Raw genomic sequence first — 19,668 nt, forward strand, 5'->3', positions numbered from 1 at the left:
TAACTTCATCCTGCACTTGTCTCAAGATGACCAAACCTATCTTTATTATACACCAAAAGGCACCTAAACAGGTGCCTCGTATCGCAAGAAAGCTATTTTTCTCGGAAATCTGAAAATTTTTGTAAGATTCTTGCTGCGACTGCCTTGGGTAAATTTTCCTGAAAAGCAACCTGCTCATCCGCATAATCGCTCAAGTCCGAAAAATCCCCAACCTGCACAGCGTAGAGAGAATTCTTAAAGAGCTGGATATCATTTTGATCATTACCAAAAGCCACATAATCCGAACCGCAGAGTTCCTTTACAGTTGAAGCTTTATTGGTTTCAGCCGGATTGATATAAAAACATTTCTCATGTTCATGATAGTCTAGACTCAGATTGAGCAAGTTTGCAAAACGAGCCTGTACATCATCTAAGAGCTGCTCATGATTCCCCATGTAAATAACAAGCTTAATAGGATGCTGGAGTTCAGTCAGTTCCAGCCGTCTTGCCCGCTTGAGAGGATCTACACTGGCAATAAAAGGGATTTTTTCTAAAATCTGGCCGCTGTAGTCAAAAGTATTATCAACGAAAAAAGGCAAATTATAGGTCAAACAAGTATCTAGAATGGCTTGATAACTCGACTGATGCAGCTGGCGCTCAAACATCAGCTGTCCCTTCTGATAAGCTACTCCGCCGTTCAGGCCAATCACTATCTGCTGACTCAATTCCGGACCTAATAGTCCCAGACAATCTCGATAGGAACGCGCCGAAGCAAACAGAACTTCATGCCCAAACTGAGGAGCCGTCAGCAGAACCTGCTTAATCTCCTCATCAATCGTCATATAATCAAAGGACAAGGTCCCATCCAAATCAAAAACAAATTTCATGATTCAAGACTCCGTTTAAAGGCTTGGTAGGTCTGCTCCATCAGCATGGTAATGGTCATAGGCCCAACACCTCCAGGTACAGGGGTAATCAGACTGGCAAGTTCAGACACTTCATCAAACTTAACGTCGCCAATCAGCTTGCCATTTTCATCTCGGTTCATACCGACATCAATGACAACAGACCCTTCCTTGACAAAGTCCTTGGTCACAAAATGTCCACGACCGATAGCCACCACCAAAATATCCGCCCGCTTAGCAGTCTTGGCTAGATTGTGGGTCCGCGAATGCGTTAGGGTCACTGTTGAATTCTTAGCTAAAAGGAGCTGAGCCATGGGCTTACCGACAATATTACTCCTCCCGATGACGACCGCTCGCTTGCCTTCTAGTTCAACACCATATTCATGGAACATAGCCATAATGCCTGCAGGAGTAGCCGGAATCATAACAGGATGACCGCTCCATAGCTTGCCCATATTAAGCGGATGAAAGCCATCAACATCCTTGTCTGGATCAATGGCTAGAAGCACAGCTTCATCATCAATATGTTCAGGCAAGGGCAGCTGGACCAAAATGCCATGCCAGTCAGGATTTTGATTATAAGTTTCAATCAAGCTCAAGAGCTCTTCCTGGCTGGTTTCTTCTGGCAGACGTTCTACCTTACTCCGAAAGCCAGCAGCCAAGGCTGAGCGCTCTTTATTACGCACGTAGATTTGACTGGCCGGATTATTTCCCACCACAATCACTACCAAGCCCGGCACCTGACCTGTCTTTTCTTTGAGGCGAGCCGTTTTTTCGGCTAATTTTTTCTGAAGCTTCTCTGCCAAACCTCTACCATCAATAATCTGCGCCATGTCATTCTCATTTCTTTTTCATTATCTTTTTCATTATACCAAAAAAATCTGTGCCCAGCCTATAACTTTTTCTTATACAAGGTTATAAAGCGGGGTTTCATTGGCACCTAGTGGTACAATTTTCAGACCTACTAAATCTTTTTCAAAATAAGATAAAAAGGGTAAAAATAAAAAGCAGCTAAGTGCTTTTTAGTAGAGTAATTCATAAATTTCCATTGCAATCAAATCGATGCTGTCGAAAGTATAGGTCTCACGCGCTGCAACGTCACGCAAGGTGAAGACAGAGCCGTTTTCTTCGTCGTAACTGTAAGCTACTTCTGCTACAACCACTCCTTCACGCTCAAAATTACGTTTTAAATTTCCGCCATCCTTAGCCATAGCTTCTAAGCGGTTGATAATTCTAACTAAATGTGATTCCATTTTGTTTCTCCTATTTACTTAGTTCCCTCTTATTTTACCATAAATAGCGACTGAAATACCACTAAAAGCCAATTTTTTGTAATTTTTCAAGAATTTGTTTTCATTCTGCTCGGTCTAAGAGAGGATTTTGTAGTAAATTCTTGCAAAGTTCGAGAATACTGATATAATGAAACTATAAAACTTTGACTATTTTTGACCTTTAATTATTTCTATAAATAGCTTGCACACTAAAAGAAAAGAGGTATCTGCATGCTTTGCCAAAATTGTAAAATAAATGAATCTACGATTCACCTTTATACCAATGTAAATGGACATAAACAGCAGGTGGATTTGTGCCAAAACTGCTACCAAATCATGAAAACAGACCCTGAACATTCCTTGTTCGGCGGAATTGCTAATGCCAACAATCACGGAACAGATCCTATCGATGACTTCTTCAACAGCCTCAGCAATTTCCAACAGCCTCAGGAACCAACTACTCCTCCTACCCAATCTGGCGGAGCCTATGGAGGCGGTGGCGGCTACGGTTCCAATCCTAGCAAGGGTGGTCAGCCTCAGCCAAGTCCGCAAAAGCCAAAAGGTCTGCTGGAAGAGTTTGGTATCAACGTGACAGAGTTGGCTCGCCGCGGCGAGATTGATCCTGTTATTGGCCGTGATGAAGAAATCGTCCGTGTCATTGAAATTCTCAACCGCCGCACCAAAAACAATCCTGTTCTCATAGGAGAGCCAGGAGTCGGAAAAACAGCCGTGGTGGAAGGTCTGGCCCAGAAAATTGTTGATGGTGATGTGCCTCATAAACTCCAAGGCAAAGAAGTTATCCGCCTAGACGTTGTCAGTTTAGTACAGGGAACTGGTATCCGTGGCCAATTTGAAGAACGGATGCAGAAGCTCATTGATGAGATTCGTTCTCGTCAGGATGTCATTCTCTTCATTGATGAAATCCATGAAATTGTTGGAGCAGGCTCAGCTGGCGATGGCAATATGGACGCTGGGAACATCCTCAAACCAGCTCTGGCTCGTGGTGAGCTCCAGATGGTCGGAGCAACCACCCTCAATGAATACCGTATCATTGAGAAGGATGCTGCACTGGAGCGCCGTATGCAGCCAGTTAAGGTAGACGAACCGACGGTAGAGGAAACGATTACCATCCTCAAAGGGATTCAGAAAAAATACGAAGACTACCATCACGTCAAGTACACAGATGCGGCTATTGAAGCGGCTGCCCTTCTCTCCAACCGCTACATCCAAGACCGCTTCCTGCCAGACAAGGCTATTGATCTCTTGGATGAGGCTGGTTCTAAGATGAATCTGACCCTCAACTTCGTTGATCCCAAGGTCATTGACCATCGTCTGATTGAGGCCGAAAATCTCAAGGCTCAGGCAACCCGCGACGAAGACTTCGAGAAGGCGGCTTACTTCCGCGACCAGATAGCCAAGTACAAGGAACTCCAGCAGACAAGTGTGCTAGACAAGGATACTCCAATTATCAGCGAGAAAACGATTGAGCACATTGTAGAGCAAAAGACCAATATCCCAGTTGGTGACCTCAAAGAAAAGGAACAGTCTCAACTAGTCAATCTTGCCAGCGACTTAAAGGCTCATGTCATCGGTCAAGACGATGCTGTAGATAAGATTGCCAAGGCCATCCGCCGCAACAGGGTCGGATTAGGAAGTCCTAATCGCCCAATTGGCAGCTTCCTCTTTGTCGGACCTACTGGTGTTGGTAAGACTGAGTTGTCTAAGCAACTAGCCATTGAGCTGTTTGGCTCGGCTGACAGCATGATTCGCTTTGATATGAGTGAATATATGGAAAAACACAGCGTAGCCAAGCTTGTCGGTGCACCTCCGGGCTATGTTGGCTATGATGAAGCTGGTCAATTGACTGAGCGCGTCCGCCGCAATCCATACTCACTCATTCTACTGGATGAGGTGGAAAAGGCCCATCCCGATGTTATGCACATGTTCCTGCAGGTTCTAGATGATGGCCGCCTGACCGATGGTCAAGGCCGGACTGTCAGCTTCAAGGACACCATTATCATCATGACATCCAATGCAGGAACTGGCAAATCTGAAGCCAACGTTGGCTTTGGGGCAGCGCGTGAAGGCCGCACCAACTCCGTCTTAGGTGAGCTGGGCAACTTCTTCAGTCCTGAGTTTATGAATCGCTTTGACGGCATTATCGAATTCCAGGCGCTCAGCAAGGACAACCTGCTGCAAATCGTCAACCTTATGCTGGACGATGTTAATCAACGTTTGGCAACCAATGACATTCATCTGGATGTTACGGAGAAGGTCAAGGAAAAATTGGTTGACCTGGGCTACGATCCAAAAATGGGCGCTCGCCCACTGCGCCGTACCATTCAGGACCATATCGAAGATGCTATTACTGACTTTTATCTGGAAAATCCAAGCGAAAAAGAGCTCAAAGCTATCATGACCAGCAATGGCAAGATTCTCATCAAGTCAGCAAAGAAAACTGAAAGCACAGAGTCCGTTAATTCATCACAATAAGAAAAATGAATTTCGACAAAATAGAGCAGAAAACTAACTGTTTTCTGCTCTATTTCTTTATTTATCCTTCTGAACCTTGTAGCGCAGAATTGTTTTCAGCTTGCTAGGGTTTGTCCGATTCAGATTATTGAGGTAGATTTCTCTATGAGTGTGTGAAATCCGTGTCAGCTGGTGATTCTGGCAAAAGGCATCCATTTTAGCGAAGGATTGAGGTTCTTCGTCAAAAGGACCCAGATGCAGCATGGCGACACACTCTCCTTCCGTCATTTCTTCAAAACGAATCTCGTCATAGAGAGGATTAGGCTTTTTGACACGGATCTGCTCCAGAGCCTTTTTCACCATCTCTCCAGTGATAAAGTCCGGCTGGCCAATCATAATAGTATAAATCAATTCTTCTTTAATGAGTTCTCCTGCTTGCTCTTGCTGCCAAAGCCCTTCCAAGGGATAGACTGTAAAATCAGTAAATTCTTGCTCGGCCGCTGTCTTTTTGTAGTTCATCTTGATAGCATAGGCTAAACTGTACAGAGCACCAACTCGTTCCGAAAAGTCAGCAGCATTAGGATTGCCCTTGCCGTCAATCATGATAAAAGTCTGGGCAGGAACATCTATAAGACAGGGTTTAGACTTAATTTGATATAATTCACGATTGGCTTTTCTCCATTCATATTTCATGAGAGAGCCCTCCTTTCTTTACTACAAACAGTATAGCAAAGAAAAGCTGACAACCTCTGTCAGCTTTTATAAATATCGGCAATAGCTTTTAACTTTTCTTTGAATTCTTCCCGTAACCGAGACGGCTCCAAGATTTCAACTCCATCCAAAAAGGATAGCAAGTAGGTATAAAGACTATCGTGACTCGGCAAATGCGTCTCGACATAAATGCTCCCATCAGTCTCCTCTATCTCTGCTTCTGAAAACTCCTCGTACACCCGAAAGGCATGCTTCCGGTCAAATTTCAAGAGGACTTTTACAGTATTTCCTAGCCGTCCCTCAGGGCTAAATTTCTCATCCAAGACTCTCTGCTTAAATCTTTCCTCTAACATCTGACAGTCTCTCATTCTGCTGAGTTTAAAAAAGCGCGGAGCTTGTCTTAAACGACAAAAGCCAGCAACATACCAGTTTTGGCTTTTAAATACTAACTTCAGCGCCTCTAGCTTGCGCTGCTCTCTTTCTCCACGCCCATTCAAATAAGAAAAAGACAAGACTCTTCTTTGCAAGATTGCCTGCTTAATAGTATCAAACAGTTCTTTCTGATCTACTTTTTTGCGCCAGTCAGTGAAATCCACCTCTAGCCAGGATGTTGCCTGAACTTGAAACAAGGACTGCAGCTTAGCCAAGGTCTCTACCTGCTCGCCATCTGTTAAAATCTGGAAGCCTTGAAGAGCAGCTAATAGCTCATCCCTCTCAGACTCTGAAAACAAGGCCTTGTCTAAGACAAAATCCTTCATCAGAAAAATACCCCCGCCCTTGCCTGGGCTGCAATAGATAGGGATTCCTGCCAAACTCAGCTTGTCTACGTCTCGATAGATGGTCCGAATAGATACTTCAAATAGTGAGGCCAATTCGGGAGCTGTTGTGCGACCTTGCTCTAAAAGAAGATATAAGATTTTAAAAAGTCTGCTTTCTGTCATAAAACCACCTCGCTCCTATTATAACAATTTCTCCTATAAATGTTTTACTATTCCCATAAAGAAGAGTTTTTTTAAACGGTCGGAGGAAGGAATTTATTATTTTAAGGAGATTTCTTTCAAGGACTATCATTCTTTTTCTGTCCAATAAACCGAGTAAATTCTTGACAGCTGGCCCTTAGTCCATTATGATAGATAGTAAACTGACTAGAGATTGAGGATATTAGAATGACAAATCCAACCTTTGGTGAAAAGGAAGCAAATGTAGAATATGTGACCCGTTACGGAGTCTATGCCGTTATCCCAGACGAGAAGAAAGAAAAGATTATTTTGGTTCAGGCGCCTAATGGGGCTTGGTTTCTGCCCGGTGGAGAGATTGAAGAAGGGGAAAACCATCAGACTGCGCTTGAACGCGAGCTGATGGAAGAACTTGGATTCACGGCCCAGCTTGGACGCTATCTTGGACAAGCTGATGAATATTTTTACTCCCGCCATCGCGACACCCATTTCTACAACCCAGCCTACCTGTATGAGGTCACCTCTTTCCAAGAAGTCCAAAAACCGTTGGAAGATTTCAATCAGCTGGCCTGGTTCCCAGTCGAAGAAGCTATTGAAACACTCAAACGCGGCAGCCATAAATGGGGTATCCAGGCTTGGAAAAATGCACTTAAAGCTTAAAGAAATCATTCACAATTTATAGCAAATATGTTATAATAATAGCAGGTATAAAGCAGGAGGAAATCGTATGAAGCTTATTAATACAACAAACAGTCATGCTGACCTTGTCAAAAGCCAATTGGAAAGCACCGATGCGATACTAGTCGAAGTTTATTCTGCTGGAAACAGCGATGTTGTTTTTACACAAGCTCCTCTTCACTATGAAATCTTGATTTCAAACATGCACCGTGCTGTACGCGAACAGGAAATCGAAAAAATCAGAGAGTTTTTCTTGAAGAGAAAAATTGATGCAAATACTATTGATAGAGCTGCTATCCGCACGATTTACGCTAATAATCTAATCGAAATTTCCATTCCTGTGAAACAGTAAAAACTAAGGCCATCGCCTTAGTTTTTTTATTGTTTATAGATCATGGTAATGTGAGGTGTCGATTCAAAAATAAAGGGTTGGCCAACTGATTTGAAGCCATACTTTTCATAGAGAGCAGCCACCTGAACCTGAGCCTCTATTTCAATTTCCTTTCCTGGCCATTTTTCAGCACATAATTGCAAGATTTCTCTGATAAGCTGTCCTCCTAAGCCCTGTCCTCGTGCAGACTGGGCTGTAACCACTCTACCAAAGACCAAATGCCCTCCCTCTTTAAAGACCCGAGCATAAGCATCAATTTCCCCTGTTCATTAGCATGGTAAACATGCACTGCTTCTAGGTCCTTCTCATCCAGCTCAGGATAAATGCGCTCCTGCTCCACCACAAAGGTGTCGATGCGCAGTTTTATGATTTGATAAAATTCTATCGGGTTCAGCTCTGTTAATTTTTTCCTAGACCACATACTTGTTTCCTCTATCTTTTTAATGTATAATAAGTGCAAATGCAACTATAAAGGAGTTCCTATGGATTACCGTCAACTTTTCCGGAAAATGGGCTATATTTCTAGACAAGCCATGATGAAAATGAATCAGAAAGCCAGTAACTATGGCCTAGACAATAATTTGTTTCTACTGCTCATTCGCATCGTTGAAAATGAAGGTCTCAGCCAGTCACAACTGGCTGAGCTGGTGCAGATTGACAAGACTACTCTCAGCCGTTCTCTAGGAAAGCTGGAAGATAGAGGTTTGATTATCAAAAAGACCAAAGCTCAAAATAAGAAGTTCAAAGAGCTCTATCCTAGCAGTCAGGCTCTCAAACTCTACGACCAGCTGATTGGTTTTGAAAATACCTACGCCAGTCAGGCTCTGCAGCAACTGACTTCCTCTGAGCTCTTTCAGCTCCAAAACATTTTGGCTAAAATAAGCACTCCTAAGTTATAAGTAGTATAACAGAAAACAGTTGCGTTTGCAACTGTTTGTTTCTTCTAATCCGCCTACAAATCAAAACATCCTCAAATCTATCTAAAAAATGGCTTGCCACTAAAGGGCAAAGCCATTTTTTATTTTGGAAACTTACTTGCTCTCAAAGCCTTCTGAGACAGCTTGAGCGAAATTTTCTTCTAAAATTTCTGCACAGTGGTCACAGACAAGAGCTTGATAACTGCGCTCTTTAACTGTTGTGTCAATGCGACGGCAGCGATCACAGACTTGCCCCTGCGCATGCTCTACAACAAAAGCTACATCTTCAAAGAGTAGAGCGCCTTCTGGAGCAGGTCCTTCAGCAATCGTTAATTGAGAAACGATGAGGAGCTGGGCCACATCGCTGTTAACTGCTTCCAGCAAGGTCTTGATGACTTCATTCGGATAGACAGTCAGGTGCGCTTCCAGCGATTTTCCGATAATCTTTTCATTGCGGGCTTCTTCCAAGGCTTTCTGAGCCTGACTGCGGAAGTCCATAAAGGCAGACCAAGTGTCCAAGATTTCTTCTTGATTTGGGAAAGTCTGAGCTTCTGGCAATTCAGATAACTGAACAAATTCTTCCTCTTCGTGCTCTAGGTAAGACCAAATTTCTTCTGCTGTATGCGGCAGGATTGGTGTCAACAGCTTGGTAATCTTGACTAAAATATCATAGAAAACAGTCTGCATCTGACGACGTTCCAATGATTTTGCTGCTTCGATATAGACTACATCTTTGGCAAAGTCCAGATAGAAAGCAGACAAGTCAACGGTCACAAAGTTGACAATCGCTTTGTAAATAGTCAGAAACTCAAAGTCTGCGTAAGCCTTGCGAATAGTCTCTACTAATTGATTGAAGCGGATAGTCATGTACTTATCAACGGAGCGAAGCTCTTCGTAAGCTACAGCATCCTCAACTGGATTAAAGTCAGAGGTATTAGCAATCAAGAAACGCAAGGTATTCCGAATCTTACGGTAGGTTTCAGAAACTTGGCTCAAGATATCCATAGAGATGCGAACGTCGTTGCTAGAATCAACACTGGTTACCCAGAGACGCAAGATTTCCGCACCAAATTGTTTTTCTACATCGCTTGGAGCAATGGTATTTCCAAGTGATTTAGACATCTTTTCACCCTTACCATCTAAGGCAAATCCTTGTGACAAGATTTGTTTGTAAGGAGCTACGCCATGGTTGGCAACTGAAGTGATGAGGGATGAGTTGAACCAACCACGGTATTGGTCTGAACCTTCTAGATAAAGATCAGCTGGGTAAGTCAATTCCGGACGGTTGACCACTACACCATTCCATGATGAGCCTGAGTCAAACCAAACGTCCATGATGTCCGTTTCCTTGGTAAATTCGCCGTTTGGAGAACCTGGATGAGTAAATCCTTCTGGCAAGAGGTCCTTGGCTTCACGCTTCCACCAGACGATAGAGCCATGCTCCTCAAAGAGTTGAGCTACGTGTTCGATGGTTTCGGCCGTCATGATTGGTGTTCCGTCTTCGGCATAGAAGATTGGCAACGGCACACCCCAAGCCCGCTGACGAGAGATAACCCAGTCACCACGGTCACGAATCATGTTATAGAGACGTACTTTACCCCATTCAGAATGGAATTTAACCTTTTCAATTTCATCTAAAATTTCTTGACGGAATTTAGAAACAGATGCAAACCACTGTGGTACTGCCCGCCAGATAATTGGCTTCTTAGTACGCCAGTCAAATGGGTAGGAATGAGAGATTTCTTCCTGAGCAAGGAGCAAGTCCCCAAGCTTTTCAATAACTGTTGGCGCAACTTTGTCATAGAACTGGCCTGCAAAGTCAGGACCAGCATTTTCCATCATGATACCGCGCTCATTAACAGTGACAAATACTTCCAAGCCATTAGCTACACCGACATGGTAGTCGTCCTCACCAAAACCAGGCGCTGTATGGACAATACCAGTACCAGAGTCAGTCGTAACGTGGTCACCCAGGATAACAAGTTCATCTACAGCAGTATCCCATGGGTGAACTGTCACGATGTGATTTAATTCTTGACCACGGTAGGTAGCCAAAACTTGAACATCAGCCCATCCAAATTTCTCAGACAGACTATTCAACAATTCTGAAGCAACCACAAACTTACGAGATTCACCAGCTGGCTGAACGACTACGTAATCAATATCTGCTCCAACAGTCAAACCACGAGAAGCTGTAATAGTAAACGGAGTTGTTGTCCATACGACGATGTAAGTATCTGTGTCCAGTACCCCTTTTCCGTCTTTAACGCGGTTAGCATAGTAGAGAGAGGTGGAAACCAAGTCATGGTATTCAATTTCTGCTTCAGCCAAAGCTGACTCAGAAGACCAAGACCAGTAAACGGGCTTAGCACCACGGTAAATGTAGCCTTTCTTAGCCATTTCGCCAAAGACACGGATTTGAGCCGCTTCATAGTCAGGAGTCAAAGTCACATAAGGATTATCCCAGTCACCAGAAACACCCAAACGCTTGAAGTCTTCTTTTTGCTTTTCGACTTGGCTCAGGGCATAGTCCCGACACATGTTGAGGTACTCAACCAAGTCCAGTTCTTTACGCTTAACGCCTTGCTTTGCCAATACTTGCTCAATCGGAAGACCATGCGTATCCCAACCTGGAATGTAAGGTGCATAATAGCCAGCCATAGACTTCGAGCGAACAATGATATCTTTGGAAATCTTGTTCATAGCATGGCCGACATGAATATTCCCGTTAGCATAAGGAGGGCCATCATGCAGGATAAAGTGCGGCTTGCCTTCATTCAGTTCCTGACGGCGTTGATACAGCTTAGCTTGATCCCATTCCTTTTGCCAGAGAGGCTCCTTATTTGGAAGACCAGCACGCATAGGAAAAGCAGTTTTTCCAAGATTGAGTGTTTCTTTCAGTTTCATTGTATTCCTCTTTATTTTTTAAATTACAAATTAAAAACCGCAAACTTCTCCAAAAAGGACGAAAATTCGCGGTACCACCTTTGTTTAGGCAAGACAATAGCATGATGCTCCTCTTGCCCCTCTTTGTCCGTAACGTGGACTGCCGTTTCATCCTACTGATTTCAGACGAAAGTTCTGTAAAATGATAGCCCAAGCAAGATGGACTGCAGATCTTTCACCATCATCTGCTCGCTGAAAGTATTTTGCTTGGTCTGTGTTTTTACAATCTTATCTTCTTTAAAAGTTATAAAATATTTACTGGAACTTTTTGTTCCCCATTTGTATCATCATCGTGATGGTCAGCTTCTGAGTTTTCCTCAGCTGCGTGAGCTTCTATATCTTCATCGCTGAGCGGAGAAAAAGCTTGTGTCGCAGCTAATTCACGGTTTGCAGCTTCAATGCGCTCTTGCAGCTCAGCCATTTCCTCTGGAGAAAATTGGCGTGTCACATCCACTTCTTCCTCGCGGACAACTGCTTCTTCTCCCAGAACCTCCGATACAACTTCCTTGAAGGCCTCATCGCTGGTCTGCAGGTAAGTAGCTGTCGGACGCAGGATTTCTTCCCATTCAGATGAATTTACAATACTGAGTTGGCTCTCAATGGTTGATTTCAAGCGTTGGTGGAAGACACGTGTTTTATTTTTCAGTTCTTCTGTTTCAATGGCTACTTTCTTAGCATTGTCAGCTGCCTGACGTAAAATCTCATCAGCCTTGTACTTAGCTCCATCCAACAAATGCTGCGCATCCTGCTCTGCCTGACGGACAATATTCGTAGACCGCTCGTTGGCAGCAACTTTAACGCGCTCAGCCGTATCTTGAGCAATCAAAACAGACTGGCTGAGAGAGTCTTTCATCTCATCAAAATATGTCAGACGCTCTTCAAGATTGCGAATTTTTGCTTCTTTTTCATGGTTTTCGCGAACCAAGTCCTCGTAATCACGGACAACGATGTCAAGGAATTCATCTACCTCTTCAACATCATAGCCTCTAAACTTGGTTCCAAAGGATTTATCTTTAATTTCTAATGCTGTAAGTGTCATAGTTCCTCCTCATTTACTAGCTAATAATTCAACGGTTAACTTATGTTTTCCATTCTTGGAAAGGCCATTTTCTCTTAAAACCTTAAATCTTCCAAATCGTCTAACACTAATCAAGTCTTCAAGTCCGACCTGCTGGCTGGGGTTGTCATTAACAGCATAGTTCATTTTCACATGCTTACCAGAAATCAGCTGAGCAGCCTGGTTCCTTGATAACTTAAAGGTGCTGGCTATCAACTTGTCCAAGCGAAGACTAGATGCCAAAATTTCTCTGGTGACAGCCTGCTTCTGCTCTTTCAGCAGCTCTGCAAAGGAAACTTCCTTTAGTTTGACAGGCATCTTTGCAATTTTAGAGACATGATCTATAAAATACTGGGCCAGTCTCTTATCTACAAAGAGCTGAGCACAGTCTCCAACCACAAGAATATCACCAAAGGTCCGTCTTTCAATCCCCAATTGATTGAGCAAGGTCCCCATAATCTGCGAATGACTGATTTTATAAAATTTGCTTGCATAGGAAATTTCCAGCAAGCTCAATTCAAAATCATCCATATTCAGTTGGTAATAAGAAGGCGCCACAAGAACTTTTGCCAGTTCACTTGGAAAATAATCCGAACTAGCAAAGACTTGCACATCATATTGCTTGCCAATATTCTTCAGGATTGAGACCTGATGGGGATTCAGAAAAGACGTTGTTTCAAAGGCATAGGTATCTTGAACCCGCTGAAGCAGCTCCAGACTCCTATCAATAAACTCTCGATCCTCATGCGAAAAATGTTGATATAAATCTTTCATCATAATAACATTAGTAAGACGCTTATTAAATAAAAGACCACACGATTTAAAAGGTTTAAAGCCAGAATTGCAACCCAAACGGTAAAGTCCAGCCCTGCAAACTGCAAGGGAAGACGGCGGAAAAGTTTTAAATACGGTTCTACAATTCGTGTTAGAAACTCTCCGAATTTGGTTTGATAGGCTCCTGGAAACCAAGATAGAAGTGCATAGACAATCAAGGCAATGCTATAAAGATCGAAAAGATTAGAGATGGCACGAATTACAAAATATAACATATCTCTTATCTACTGCGCTTCATATCAAAGTCGAATTCGCTGATTTCAACATCGTTTGGCAGGCGGATATCTTCCACATTTACCACTACATTAATCGGAGTCAGCAAATACATAGTGCTTGCAACTTTTTTTAAATTTCCAGCCAAGACATAACGCGCACCGTCTAAGTAGTCTAAACAGCGACGAGCCTGTACCTCAGTCATATACTGGAAGTCAATCAGGATGCTTTCATTGGCCAAAAGCAGGTCAACAATTTCAGTCGCTTCCTCATATCTCCTCGGATAACGAACATCAATCGTAATCTTCTCATCCGCATTTGCACGGTGCTGAGCCAATTCCTGCTGACGTGCATGCAGTCTGGTAATATTCTCTGTCGAAGATTTCTGTTGTGGCTGTGGTTTAGGCTGTGGCTTGGCCACAGCAACCGGACGAGGAGCTGGCTTGCTCTCTCTGACTGGCTTAGGCTGAACCAATTCAGGCTTCTGCTTAACAGGCGCTGCAGGTCTGCTGACAGTCTGCTCCTGAACCTCAGTCTCATCTCCATCTTCTGTAAAATAATCTATAAATTTATCAAATCTATCTTTTAATGACATATTTCTTTCCTATTTAAAAAATGCTGTACCAATTCTGACATAGGTCGAGCCATGGGCAATTGCTTCAGGATAATCACGGCTCATTCCCATGCTTAATTCAGAAAAGGGCATATTATTTAACTGTTTCTTTTTTAATTCTTTTTGTAGTTGATGAGCCTTTTCAAAAATTTGGTTCAGCTCCTCATGACTAGCTTCAAACGGAGCCATAGTCATCAATCCCACAATTTGAACATTTTCTAATTTTTCAAGTTCAGGCAGGACAACTTCAAGTTCTTTAATCAAAAAGCCATGCTTGCTCTCTTCTTTAGAAATATTCACCTGCAGGAAACATTTAATCACATGTTCAGCTCGTTTGTCAATCTCCTTGGCCAATTTTACAGAATCTAAAGCGTGAAAGTAATCAACATAGTTAATCACATCCTTGACTTTTCTCCTCTGCAAACTGCCGATCAGGTGCCAGGTCAGATTCTCATCTTTCAGAGCATGGTATTTATCTAGAAATTTATCTACCCGATTTTCTCCGATATGCTGAATACCTGTACGAACAAGCTCCTGAGTTGTTTCGCAGCCAACATATTTGGTAACTGCAATGATATTTACTGAATCTTTCAAACGCTGGGCTTGCTCCGCCGCTTGAGCGACGGATTGAAAGACCAACTCTTTATTATTCTGCAAATTCATGATTTAGATTAACGATTTCTGAAGAATGGAGGTGTTTCCAGCTCATCATCATCTTCATTAGTTTCTGCATAGCGCTCCACACGTGCTGACGAACTTGGTTCGGCCTGACGAACAATCGCTTCGCGGCGAAGATCCCAATCACCAAAAGCGGAACCTTTAGGTGCATCCGTTCTTTGACGGCTTGGAGCAGGAATATCAACTGTTTCGGTCATATCAAAGTTTCGTTCAAACTGTCCTGAGCGAACTTCGCGGTTTGGCTCAACTTGCTGCGGACGGCTTGGACTAGTAGGTTGTGGTGTCTGACGAATGCCGCTGACCTTTTCAACCTTGTCCTGACGAACACCAGTAGCTACAACAGTCACGCGGATTTCATCCTTCATGGACTCATCAATAGCAGTACCGAGCCAGATGTTCACACCATGACCTGCTGCTTGGTTGACAATTTCTGAAGCTTCTTCAGCTTCAATCAGTGTCATATCTAAGCCACCAGTAACATTGACAATCACGTCCTCTGCACCATCAATGGTTGTTTCCAAAAGAGGTGAGTAGATAGCTTTGCGAGCAGCTTCGATGACGCGTTCTTCACCGCTACCAACACCAATTCCCATCAAAGCATTACCCTTGTCTGCCATAACTGTTTTCACGTCGGCAAAGTCAAGGTTAATCAGTCCTGGGCTGGTAATCAAGTCAGTAATCCCTTGGACACCTTGGCGAAGAACATTATCTGCTTCACTGAGTGCTTCAAGGAGCGGAGTCTTCTTGTCTACAATTTCAAGCAGGTTGTTATTTGAGATAATCAAGAGTGTATCTACATGCTCGCGAAGTTCGTTGATTCCTTCTACTGCAAAGGTTCCACGCTTGCTTCCTTCAAAACCGAAAGGACGTGTAACTACAGCAACAGTCAGAGCACCAACATTTTTTGCGATACGAGCAATCACTGGAGCAGCTCCTGTCCCAGATCCACCACCCATACCAGCAGTGATGAAGACCATATCTGCTCCTTGCAGAGCTTCGGTCAGGACTTCTTCACTTTCTTCAGCAGCCTTACGGCCTACTTCAGGCTGACCTCCGGCACCAAGTCCGCGAGTCAGCTTTGGACCGAGCTGAATAACTGTTTCAGCTTTGGCACTGCTAAGAGCTTGAACATCTGTATTTGCTGCGATGAATTCAACACCAGCAACACCTTCATCAATCATTCGGTTGATGGCGTTACCGCCACCTCCACCGACACCAATAACTTTAATTACTGCGCCTTGTGCGGCAGCAGCGTCAAATGAAAATGTCATATTCTCTGTATTCTCCTTAATCAAACATTTTGCCAATTAGGTTGCGCATCCGATCTGTAATACCGGTTTTTGGTTCTTGGTTTGGCACATCAGCACTGGCAACTGGAACTTCTTGGACCGGCTCCTCAGGAATCTCATCAGCTGGTTGAGGTTCAAAACGTGGTACTGACTGAGCAGGACGCTCAAAGGATACAGGTCGATGGCGCAGTTGCTCATCACCATGAACAGCAACCTGAGCCAGCATATCCACATCTGTTAAGTTTCCAGCATACTCTGACAGGCTTATAACATGTGCAAAGGCTGGATTGCGAATGCCGATTTGATTTGGCACATAAAGCTTGACATTCACGCCAAACACTTCCTGAGCCAGCTCAACCACTCCTGGAAGAATAGCTGCTCCACCAATAATCACAATGCCGCCTGGCAACTCGAGGAGATGCCTTCTATCCAAATCGCGTTTGATTTGCTCAAAAATATGTTGGATACGAGCAGAAATAATTTCAGCCAGATACTTTTCAGTTACTTCAACCGGCTCAATCTCTCCAATCACTTCTACTTGGAAGGACTCTGTCCCAGCTTCAGGAACATAAGCAGAGCCATAGTTAAACTTGAGACTTTCAGCCAACTTTTGCGAAGTCTTCAAAACCTTGGAGATGTCCTTGGTTACGTAGTCGCCGCCTTCTTGGTATATATTCGTATATTGAAGTTCTTGACCTCGAACAGAAGCTACTGTAGTTTGGCCCCCGCCCATATCAATGACAGTTGCCCCAAACTCACGTTCCCCTTCGTTCAAGATTGACTTAGTCATAGCCAATGGGGAGATAATAACGTTCTCAAGCTGAACTCCCGCGCGCTCAACTGTCTTACGAAGGTTATGCAGGATAGTTCGTGGTCCAGTGTAGAGGAGACCACGCATTTCTAAGCGAATCCCCATCATACCGCGTGGGTCACGAATCCCTTGGAAACCATCCACTACAAACTCTTCTGGGATGAAAGTAATCACTTCGCGATCAGGAGTCATACTCTTAGTCAGAGCAGATCTAACAACATTCTCTACATCTGTATCTGTGATTTCCTTAGAATCACTAGTCACAGGAATCATACCCTGAGTAGGCTCAATCTGTAAGAGATTAGCCGGAAGTCCGACATTAACTAAACCAATTGAAATGCCTGCTTTTTCTTCTGCTTGAGAAATAGCTGTCTTAATGGCAGCAGCAGCAGCCTCAATATCAACAATAATTCCATCTTTAACGCCAGCACTTTTTGCGTTGCTGACTCCAATAACATTCATTTCATCGTTGATGTGCTCTGCCACCAACACTTTAATTGAGCTAGTTCCTATATCTAATCCAGTAAAAAAGCCGTCTCTAGCCATTACACCAGTCCTCTCTATCTTCCATGTTTCCGGTCTATACTAATAACGCTAAAAATTAGAGTTACCCAAGCTTTATTATAACATAAAGAAACTGAAAATGTGCAGTTTTTCTACATATAATTTAGCGATTTTCAGCAGTTCCCGGGTTTTCTGTCGAATTTTGCGGCTCTGCAGGTTCTTGTTCCTGACTTTCTGCCACCTGCTCAGCCGCTTGTTCTGTTGGCTGTCCCGTCGATTCCTCTTCTGCTTTCTGCTTTTCTTCATCAGAAGAAGACGACTCGTTTTGAACTCCTTCAACATAACTAAAAATCCCTGCTTCCATATCTACGACACTAGGTACACCCTCTTCCAGCTGCGATTGGATTCCCTTGTAATATGGCAGTTTCTTAGCAATATGCGAAATTGGTACCAAAATTTTATTGCCATCATGCATTGTCAGCGTAACCAAGTCCGGTGTCACCTTGCTCGGGGTCAGCTGAACTGTCTTAATATTTTTCTTGACCGAAGCCGGTACCTTTTCAATTTGAAGAGCAAATTCTTTAATCAATTTTTTATCTGAAAACTCTATCGAAATATGGGTTTCTGGCAAAGAATCTGCAGCAGTCGGGTCCGAAATAACCTGCCCATTTGTCAGAATAGGATAGTACTGCCCACCCTCATGCAGATAGGCCAGAACTCCGTACTCCTTGACCTTTACCTGAAAAGTAATCGGAAACTGATAAGCCATCTCCAGGTTGTTAATCCAAGGACTAGAAGCTTTCATATTGCGGATATGATTGCCGCCATTGATAAAGGTTGTTAAAGTATAGTCCTTCTCATCAATTTTACTGCTTTTGAGCAGGTCTTCCTGACTGACCATTTGATTCCCTGAAAATTCGATTGTCTTCATGGTCGCCAGTGGCGTCAAAAAATAAACTGACATGATAAAAATCAAGCCGCTGCCCAGCAAAACCGGCAGTGCTCGATAAATATGAACCCTTGAAATATGCACCTTAGCAGCTTCTTTTTCTGCCTTTTTCTGAAGTTTCTCCAGTTTTTTGCGCTCTTTCTCACTCAATTCAGTCTCTAGCTCAGATCCAGATGAGTCATCTTCCAAATATTCTGTTTCTTCCTCTTCATAGGATGAGTCATCTTCTTCCGTCTCTTCAGCTATTTCTTCGCTTTCAATTGAGTCCTCAGCTTCAGCTTCTTTTGCTTCCTCTTCTTCCAGTTTCTTTTGTTTGCTGGCCTCTTCCTGAGCCTTCTTTTCAAGATATTCTTTGTTTCGTTTCTGCCATTCAGAGAGGTGCTCATTTACCTCTTCCTTTGGCTCATCGTGGTTTTTCTTGCTCATTTCTTTCCCTTGTCAATATCCGCTTTCAATAAAGCATAAAATTCATCTACAGACTTGATTTCCTGAGAATTTTTCATAGCTTGATGATAAGAAGCCTGGTTTGCCAAAAGGTCATCAAGTGCTGCCTGTAAATTGCTCATATCCAGCTGTTCCTCTGCCAATTGCTTGGCATATCCCTTTTTCACAAAATAATCAGCATTTTCAATCTGATCGCCGCGGCTGGCTTCCCGTCCCAGAGGAACGATAATGTGCAGCTTAGCCATGGCCAAGAGCTCAAAGATTGTATTGGAACCGCCGCGTGTCACCACTACATCTGCCAAGTCCATCAAAGGCTGGTAGAGTTCGGTCACATAGGCTCTGCGAAAGAGACGTTCAGACAGAACATCCAAACTTGCATCGCCTGTCAGATTGATAACGTTATAACGCTCGGTCAGCGCAGCTTGATTCTGGCTGACAAAGTCATTAAAGACCTTAGCACCAGCAGAACCACCGACAAAAAGCAGAGTAGGCAGCTCTTTATCAAAATACTGACGGATTTCTTCTAGTTCCTGCGGTGGGACTGACTCTTGGTTACCGACCTTGGTCACAGCTCCGACATGCTCAATCTTGGTTAGACTGGAAGGTTGCTCAAAGGTTGCATACATCTTGGTCGCACACTTATAGGCGATTTTATTGGCCAAGCCAATGGATAGATCCGATTCATGAACATAGACGGGCATCCCAGACAGGCGAGCTGCAATCACAGGCGGAACGGACACAAAGCCTCCCTTAGAAAAGAGAGCCTGTGGCCGTACCTTGAGCATGATGCCCAGCGACTGGAAAATGCCCCAGACGACCTTAAAGCCATCCAGCAGATTCTGCCAAGAAAAGTAGCGGCGAAGCTTGCCCGTAGCTACCGAATGGAAGGTCACATCCAATCCTGACTTTTGGATTTCCTGGTACTCAATACCATGCTTATCGCCAATATAATGAACCTGCCAGCCTTCTTTGATAAATTTCGGAATCAGGAGAAGGTTGAGGGTTACATGCCCAACCGTTCCTCCGCCTGTAAATACAATCTTTTTCATC

General features: G+C 43.6%; 19 protein-coding genes and 1 pseudogene. 4 read left to right on the forward strand and 16 right to left on the reverse strand.

Translation table 11 applies throughout. The features are described from left to right. Positions 1-92 precede the first annotated feature (92 nt). The 3 genes from O3627_RS04080 to O3627_RS04090 all read right to left on the reverse strand — a co-directional run bounded on the left by O3627_RS04080 (position 93) and on the right by O3627_RS04090 (position 2,137). A complete protein-coding gene (locus O3627_RS04080; RefSeq protein ID WP_125381862.1) occupies positions 93-866 on the reverse strand; it encodes an HAD hydrolase family protein in 774 nt (257 codons plus the stop codon). Continuing rightward, positions 863-1,717, reverse strand: a complete 855-nt coding sequence (locus O3627_RS04085) for a bifunctional methylenetetrahydrofolate dehydrogenase/methenyltetrahydrofolate cyclohydrolase (protein WP_125381864.1) — start codon at positions 1,715-1,717, stop codon at positions 863-865. The genes O3627_RS04080 and O3627_RS04085 overlap by 4 nt, the downstream gene beginning before the upstream one ends. 189 nt (positions 1,718-1,906) lie before the next feature. Next, positions 1,907-2,137, reverse strand: coding sequence for a DUF1797 family protein (locus O3627_RS04090; RefSeq protein ID WP_002896146.1), 231 nt, complete (start codon positions 2,135-2,137; stop codon positions 1,907-1,909). 249 nt (positions 2,138-2,386) lie between these two features. Here O3627_RS04090 and O3627_RS04095 point away from each other — a divergent pair, with 249 nt between their 5' ends. Further along, positions 2,387-4,648, forward strand: a complete 2,262-nt coding sequence (locus O3627_RS04095) for an ATP-dependent Clp protease ATP-binding subunit (RefSeq protein WP_268686102.1) — start codon at positions 2,387-2,389, stop codon at positions 4,646-4,648. Positions 4,649-4,705: 57 nt separating this feature from the next. On the opposite strand, the gene O3627_RS04100 is transcribed toward O3627_RS04095, so the two are convergent. Then, complete coding sequence (locus tag O3627_RS04100; RefSeq protein WP_002917537.1) at positions 4,706-5,320, reverse strand: GyrI-like domain-containing protein; 615 nt, start codon at positions 5,318-5,320, stop codon at positions 4,706-4,708. A 59-nt stretch (positions 5,321-5,379) separates the two neighbouring features. Further along, a complete protein-coding gene (locus tag O3627_RS04105) occupies positions 5,380-6,279 on the reverse strand; it encodes a YafY family protein (protein WP_002917539.1) in 900 nt (299 codons plus the stop codon). A 225-nt stretch (positions 6,280-6,504) separates the two neighbouring features. Here O3627_RS04105 and O3627_RS04110 point away from each other — a divergent pair, with 225 nt between their 5' ends. After that, positions 6,505-6,954 carry an NUDIX hydrolase gene (locus tag O3627_RS04110; protein ID WP_002910314.1) on the forward strand — a complete coding sequence of 150 codons (450 nt, stop codon included), beginning with the start codon at positions 6,505-6,507 and terminating at the stop codon, positions 6,952-6,954. 67 nt (positions 6,955-7,021) lie between these two features. Then, positions 7,022-7,324 (forward strand): DUF1827 family protein, encoded by a 303-nt coding sequence (locus O3627_RS04115; RefSeq protein ID WP_002898025.1) that lies wholly within the window; start codon positions 7,022-7,024, stop codon positions 7,322-7,324. A 26-nt stretch (positions 7,325-7,350) separates the two neighbouring features. Here O3627_RS04115 and O3627_RS04120 read toward each other — a convergent pair. After that, positions 7,351-7,784 (reverse strand): annotated as a pseudogene (locus O3627_RS04120) (GNAT family N-acetyltransferase). A 22-nt stretch (positions 7,785-7,806) separates the two neighbouring features. On the opposite strand from O3627_RS04120, the gene O3627_RS04125 reads away from it, so the two are divergent. After that, positions 7,807-8,262, forward strand: a complete 456-nt coding sequence (locus O3627_RS04125; protein WP_125381870.1) for a MarR family winged helix-turn-helix transcriptional regulator — start codon at positions 7,807-7,809, stop codon at positions 8,260-8,262. A 132-nt stretch (positions 8,263-8,394) separates the two neighbouring features. Here the strand turns inward: O3627_RS04125 and ileS are convergent, their stop codons facing one another. The 10 genes from ileS to O3627_RS04175 form a co-directional block, all read right to left on the reverse strand. Continuing rightward, on the reverse strand, positions 8,395-11,187 hold the full coding sequence (ileS, locus tag O3627_RS04130; RefSeq protein ID WP_125381872.1) for an isoleucine--tRNA ligase: 2,793 nt from the start codon (positions 11,185-11,187) through the stop codon (positions 8,395-8,397). Between the two features lie 283 nt (positions 11,188-11,470). Beyond that, positions 11,471-12,265 (reverse strand): DivIVA domain-containing protein, encoded by a 795-nt coding sequence (locus O3627_RS04135; RefSeq protein WP_002898030.1) that lies wholly within the window; start codon positions 12,263-12,265, stop codon positions 11,471-11,473. 9 nt (positions 12,266-12,274) lie between these two features. Beyond that, positions 12,275-13,060: an RNA-binding protein gene (locus tag O3627_RS04140; protein WP_125381873.1), complete on the reverse strand. Its 786-nt coding sequence runs from the start codon at positions 13,058-13,060 to the stop codon at positions 12,275-12,277. Next, entirely contained in the window at positions 13,057-13,332 is a 276-nt protein-coding gene (locus tag O3627_RS04145) for a YggT family protein (protein WP_002896162.1), read from the reverse strand. The genes O3627_RS04140 and O3627_RS04145 overlap by 4 nt, the downstream gene beginning before the upstream one ends. A gap of 5 nt (positions 13,333-13,337) precedes the next feature. Next, positions 13,338-13,925, reverse strand: coding sequence for a cell division protein SepF (locus O3627_RS04150; RefSeq protein WP_125381875.1), 588 nt, complete (start codon positions 13,923-13,925; stop codon positions 13,338-13,340). Between the two features lie 9 nt (positions 13,926-13,934). Then, the gene (locus tag O3627_RS04155; RefSeq protein ID WP_125381877.1) at positions 13,935-14,606 is read right to left on the reverse strand and encodes a YggS family pyridoxal phosphate-dependent enzyme; all 672 of its coding nucleotides are present in this window, start codon (positions 14,604-14,606) and stop codon (positions 13,935-13,937) included. A gap of 8 nt (positions 14,607-14,614) precedes the next feature. Continuing rightward, the gene (gene ftsZ, locus O3627_RS04160) at positions 14,615-15,892 is read right to left on the reverse strand and encodes a cell division protein FtsZ (RefSeq protein ID WP_011836648.1); all 1,278 of its coding nucleotides are present in this window, start codon (positions 15,890-15,892) and stop codon (positions 14,615-14,617) included. A gap of 16 nt (positions 15,893-15,908) precedes the next feature. Then, positions 15,909-17,267 carry a cell division protein FtsA gene (ftsA, locus tag O3627_RS04165; protein ID WP_002904044.1) on the reverse strand — a complete coding sequence of 453 codons (1,359 nt, stop codon included), beginning with the start codon at positions 17,265-17,267 and terminating at the stop codon, positions 15,909-15,911. Between the two features lie 121 nt (positions 17,268-17,388). Continuing rightward, positions 17,389-18,600 carry a cell division protein FtsQ/DivIB gene (locus tag O3627_RS04170; RefSeq protein WP_125381879.1) on the reverse strand — a complete coding sequence of 404 codons (1,212 nt, stop codon included), beginning with the start codon at positions 18,598-18,600 and terminating at the stop codon, positions 17,389-17,391. After that, entirely contained in the window at positions 18,597-19,667 is a 1,071-nt protein-coding gene (locus O3627_RS04175) for a UDP-N-acetylglucosamine--N-acetylmuramyl-(pentapeptide) pyrophosphoryl-undecaprenol N-acetylglucosamine transferase (protein WP_125381881.1), read from the reverse strand. The genes O3627_RS04170 and O3627_RS04175 overlap by 4 nt, the downstream gene beginning before the upstream one ends. Between the last annotated feature and the right edge of the window lies 1 nt (position 19,668).

Source organism: Streptococcus sp. 27098_8_82, assembly GCF_041431615.1.
Taxonomy (GTDB): domain Bacteria; phylum Bacillota; class Bacilli; order Lactobacillales; family Streptococcaceae; genus Streptococcus; species Streptococcus sanguinis_K.

Coding starts and splice junctions, on each gene's coding strand:
- O3627_RS04080 (WP_125381862.1), bottom strand. CDS start 866: ATGAAATTTGTTTTTGATTTGGATGGGACCTTGTCCTTTGATTATATG.
- O3627_RS04085 (WP_125381864.1), bottom strand. CDS start 1,717: ATGGCGCAGATTATTGATGGTAGAGGTTTGGCAGAGAAGCTTCAGAAA.
- O3627_RS04090 (WP_002896146.1), bottom strand. CDS start 2,137: ATGGAATCACATTTAGTTAGAATTATCAACCGCTTAGAAGCTATGGCT.
- O3627_RS04095 (WP_268686102.1), top strand. CDS start 2,387: ATGCTTTGCCAAAATTGTAAAATAAATGAATCTACGATTCACCTTTAT.
- O3627_RS04100 (WP_002917537.1), bottom strand. CDS start 5,320: ATGAAATATGAATGGAGAAAAGCCAATCGTGAATTATATCAAATTAAG.
- O3627_RS04105 (WP_002917539.1), bottom strand. CDS start 6,279: ATGACAGAAAGCAGACTTTTTAAAATCTTATATCTTCTTTTAGAGCAA.
- O3627_RS04110 (WP_002910314.1), top strand. CDS start 6,505: ATGACAAATCCAACCTTTGGTGAAAAGGAAGCAAATGTAGAATATGTG.
- O3627_RS04115 (WP_002898025.1), top strand. CDS start 7,022: ATGAAGCTTATTAATACAACAAACAGTCATGCTGACCTTGTCAAAAGC.
- O3627_RS04125 (WP_125381870.1), top strand. CDS start 7,807: ATGTATAATAAGTGCAAATGCAACTATAAAGGAGTTCCTATGGATTAC.
- ileS (WP_125381872.1), bottom strand. CDS start 11,187: ATGAAACTGAAAGAAACACTCAATCTTGGAAAAACTGCTTTTCCTATG.
- O3627_RS04135 (WP_002898030.1), bottom strand. CDS start 12,265: ATGACACTTACAGCATTAGAAATTAAAGATAAATCCTTTGGAACCAAG.
- O3627_RS04140 (WP_125381873.1), bottom strand. CDS start 13,060: ATGATGAAAGATTTATATCAACATTTTTCGCATGAGGATCGAGAGTTT.
- O3627_RS04145 (WP_002896162.1), bottom strand. CDS start 13,332: ATGTTATATTTTGTAATTCGTGCCATCTCTAATCTTTTCGATCTTTAT.
- O3627_RS04150 (WP_125381875.1), bottom strand. CDS start 13,925: ATGTCATTAAAAGATAGATTTGATAAATTTATAGATTATTTTACAGAA.
- O3627_RS04155 (WP_125381877.1), bottom strand. CDS start 14,606: ATGAATTTGCAGAATAATAAAGAGTTGGTCTTTCAATCCGTCGCTCAA.
- ftsZ (WP_011836648.1), bottom strand. CDS start 15,892: ATGACATTTTCATTTGACGCTGCTGCCGCACAAGGCGCAGTAATTAAA.
- ftsA (WP_002904044.1), bottom strand. CDS start 17,267: ATGGCTAGAGACGGCTTTTTTACTGGATTAGATATAGGAACTAGCTCA.
- O3627_RS04170 (WP_125381879.1), bottom strand. CDS start 18,600: ATGAGCAAGAAAAACCACGATGAGCCAAAGGAAGAGGTAAATGAGCAC.
- O3627_RS04175 (WP_125381881.1), bottom strand. CDS start 19,667: ATGAAAAAGATTGTATTTACAGGCGGAGGAACGGTTGGGCATGTAACC.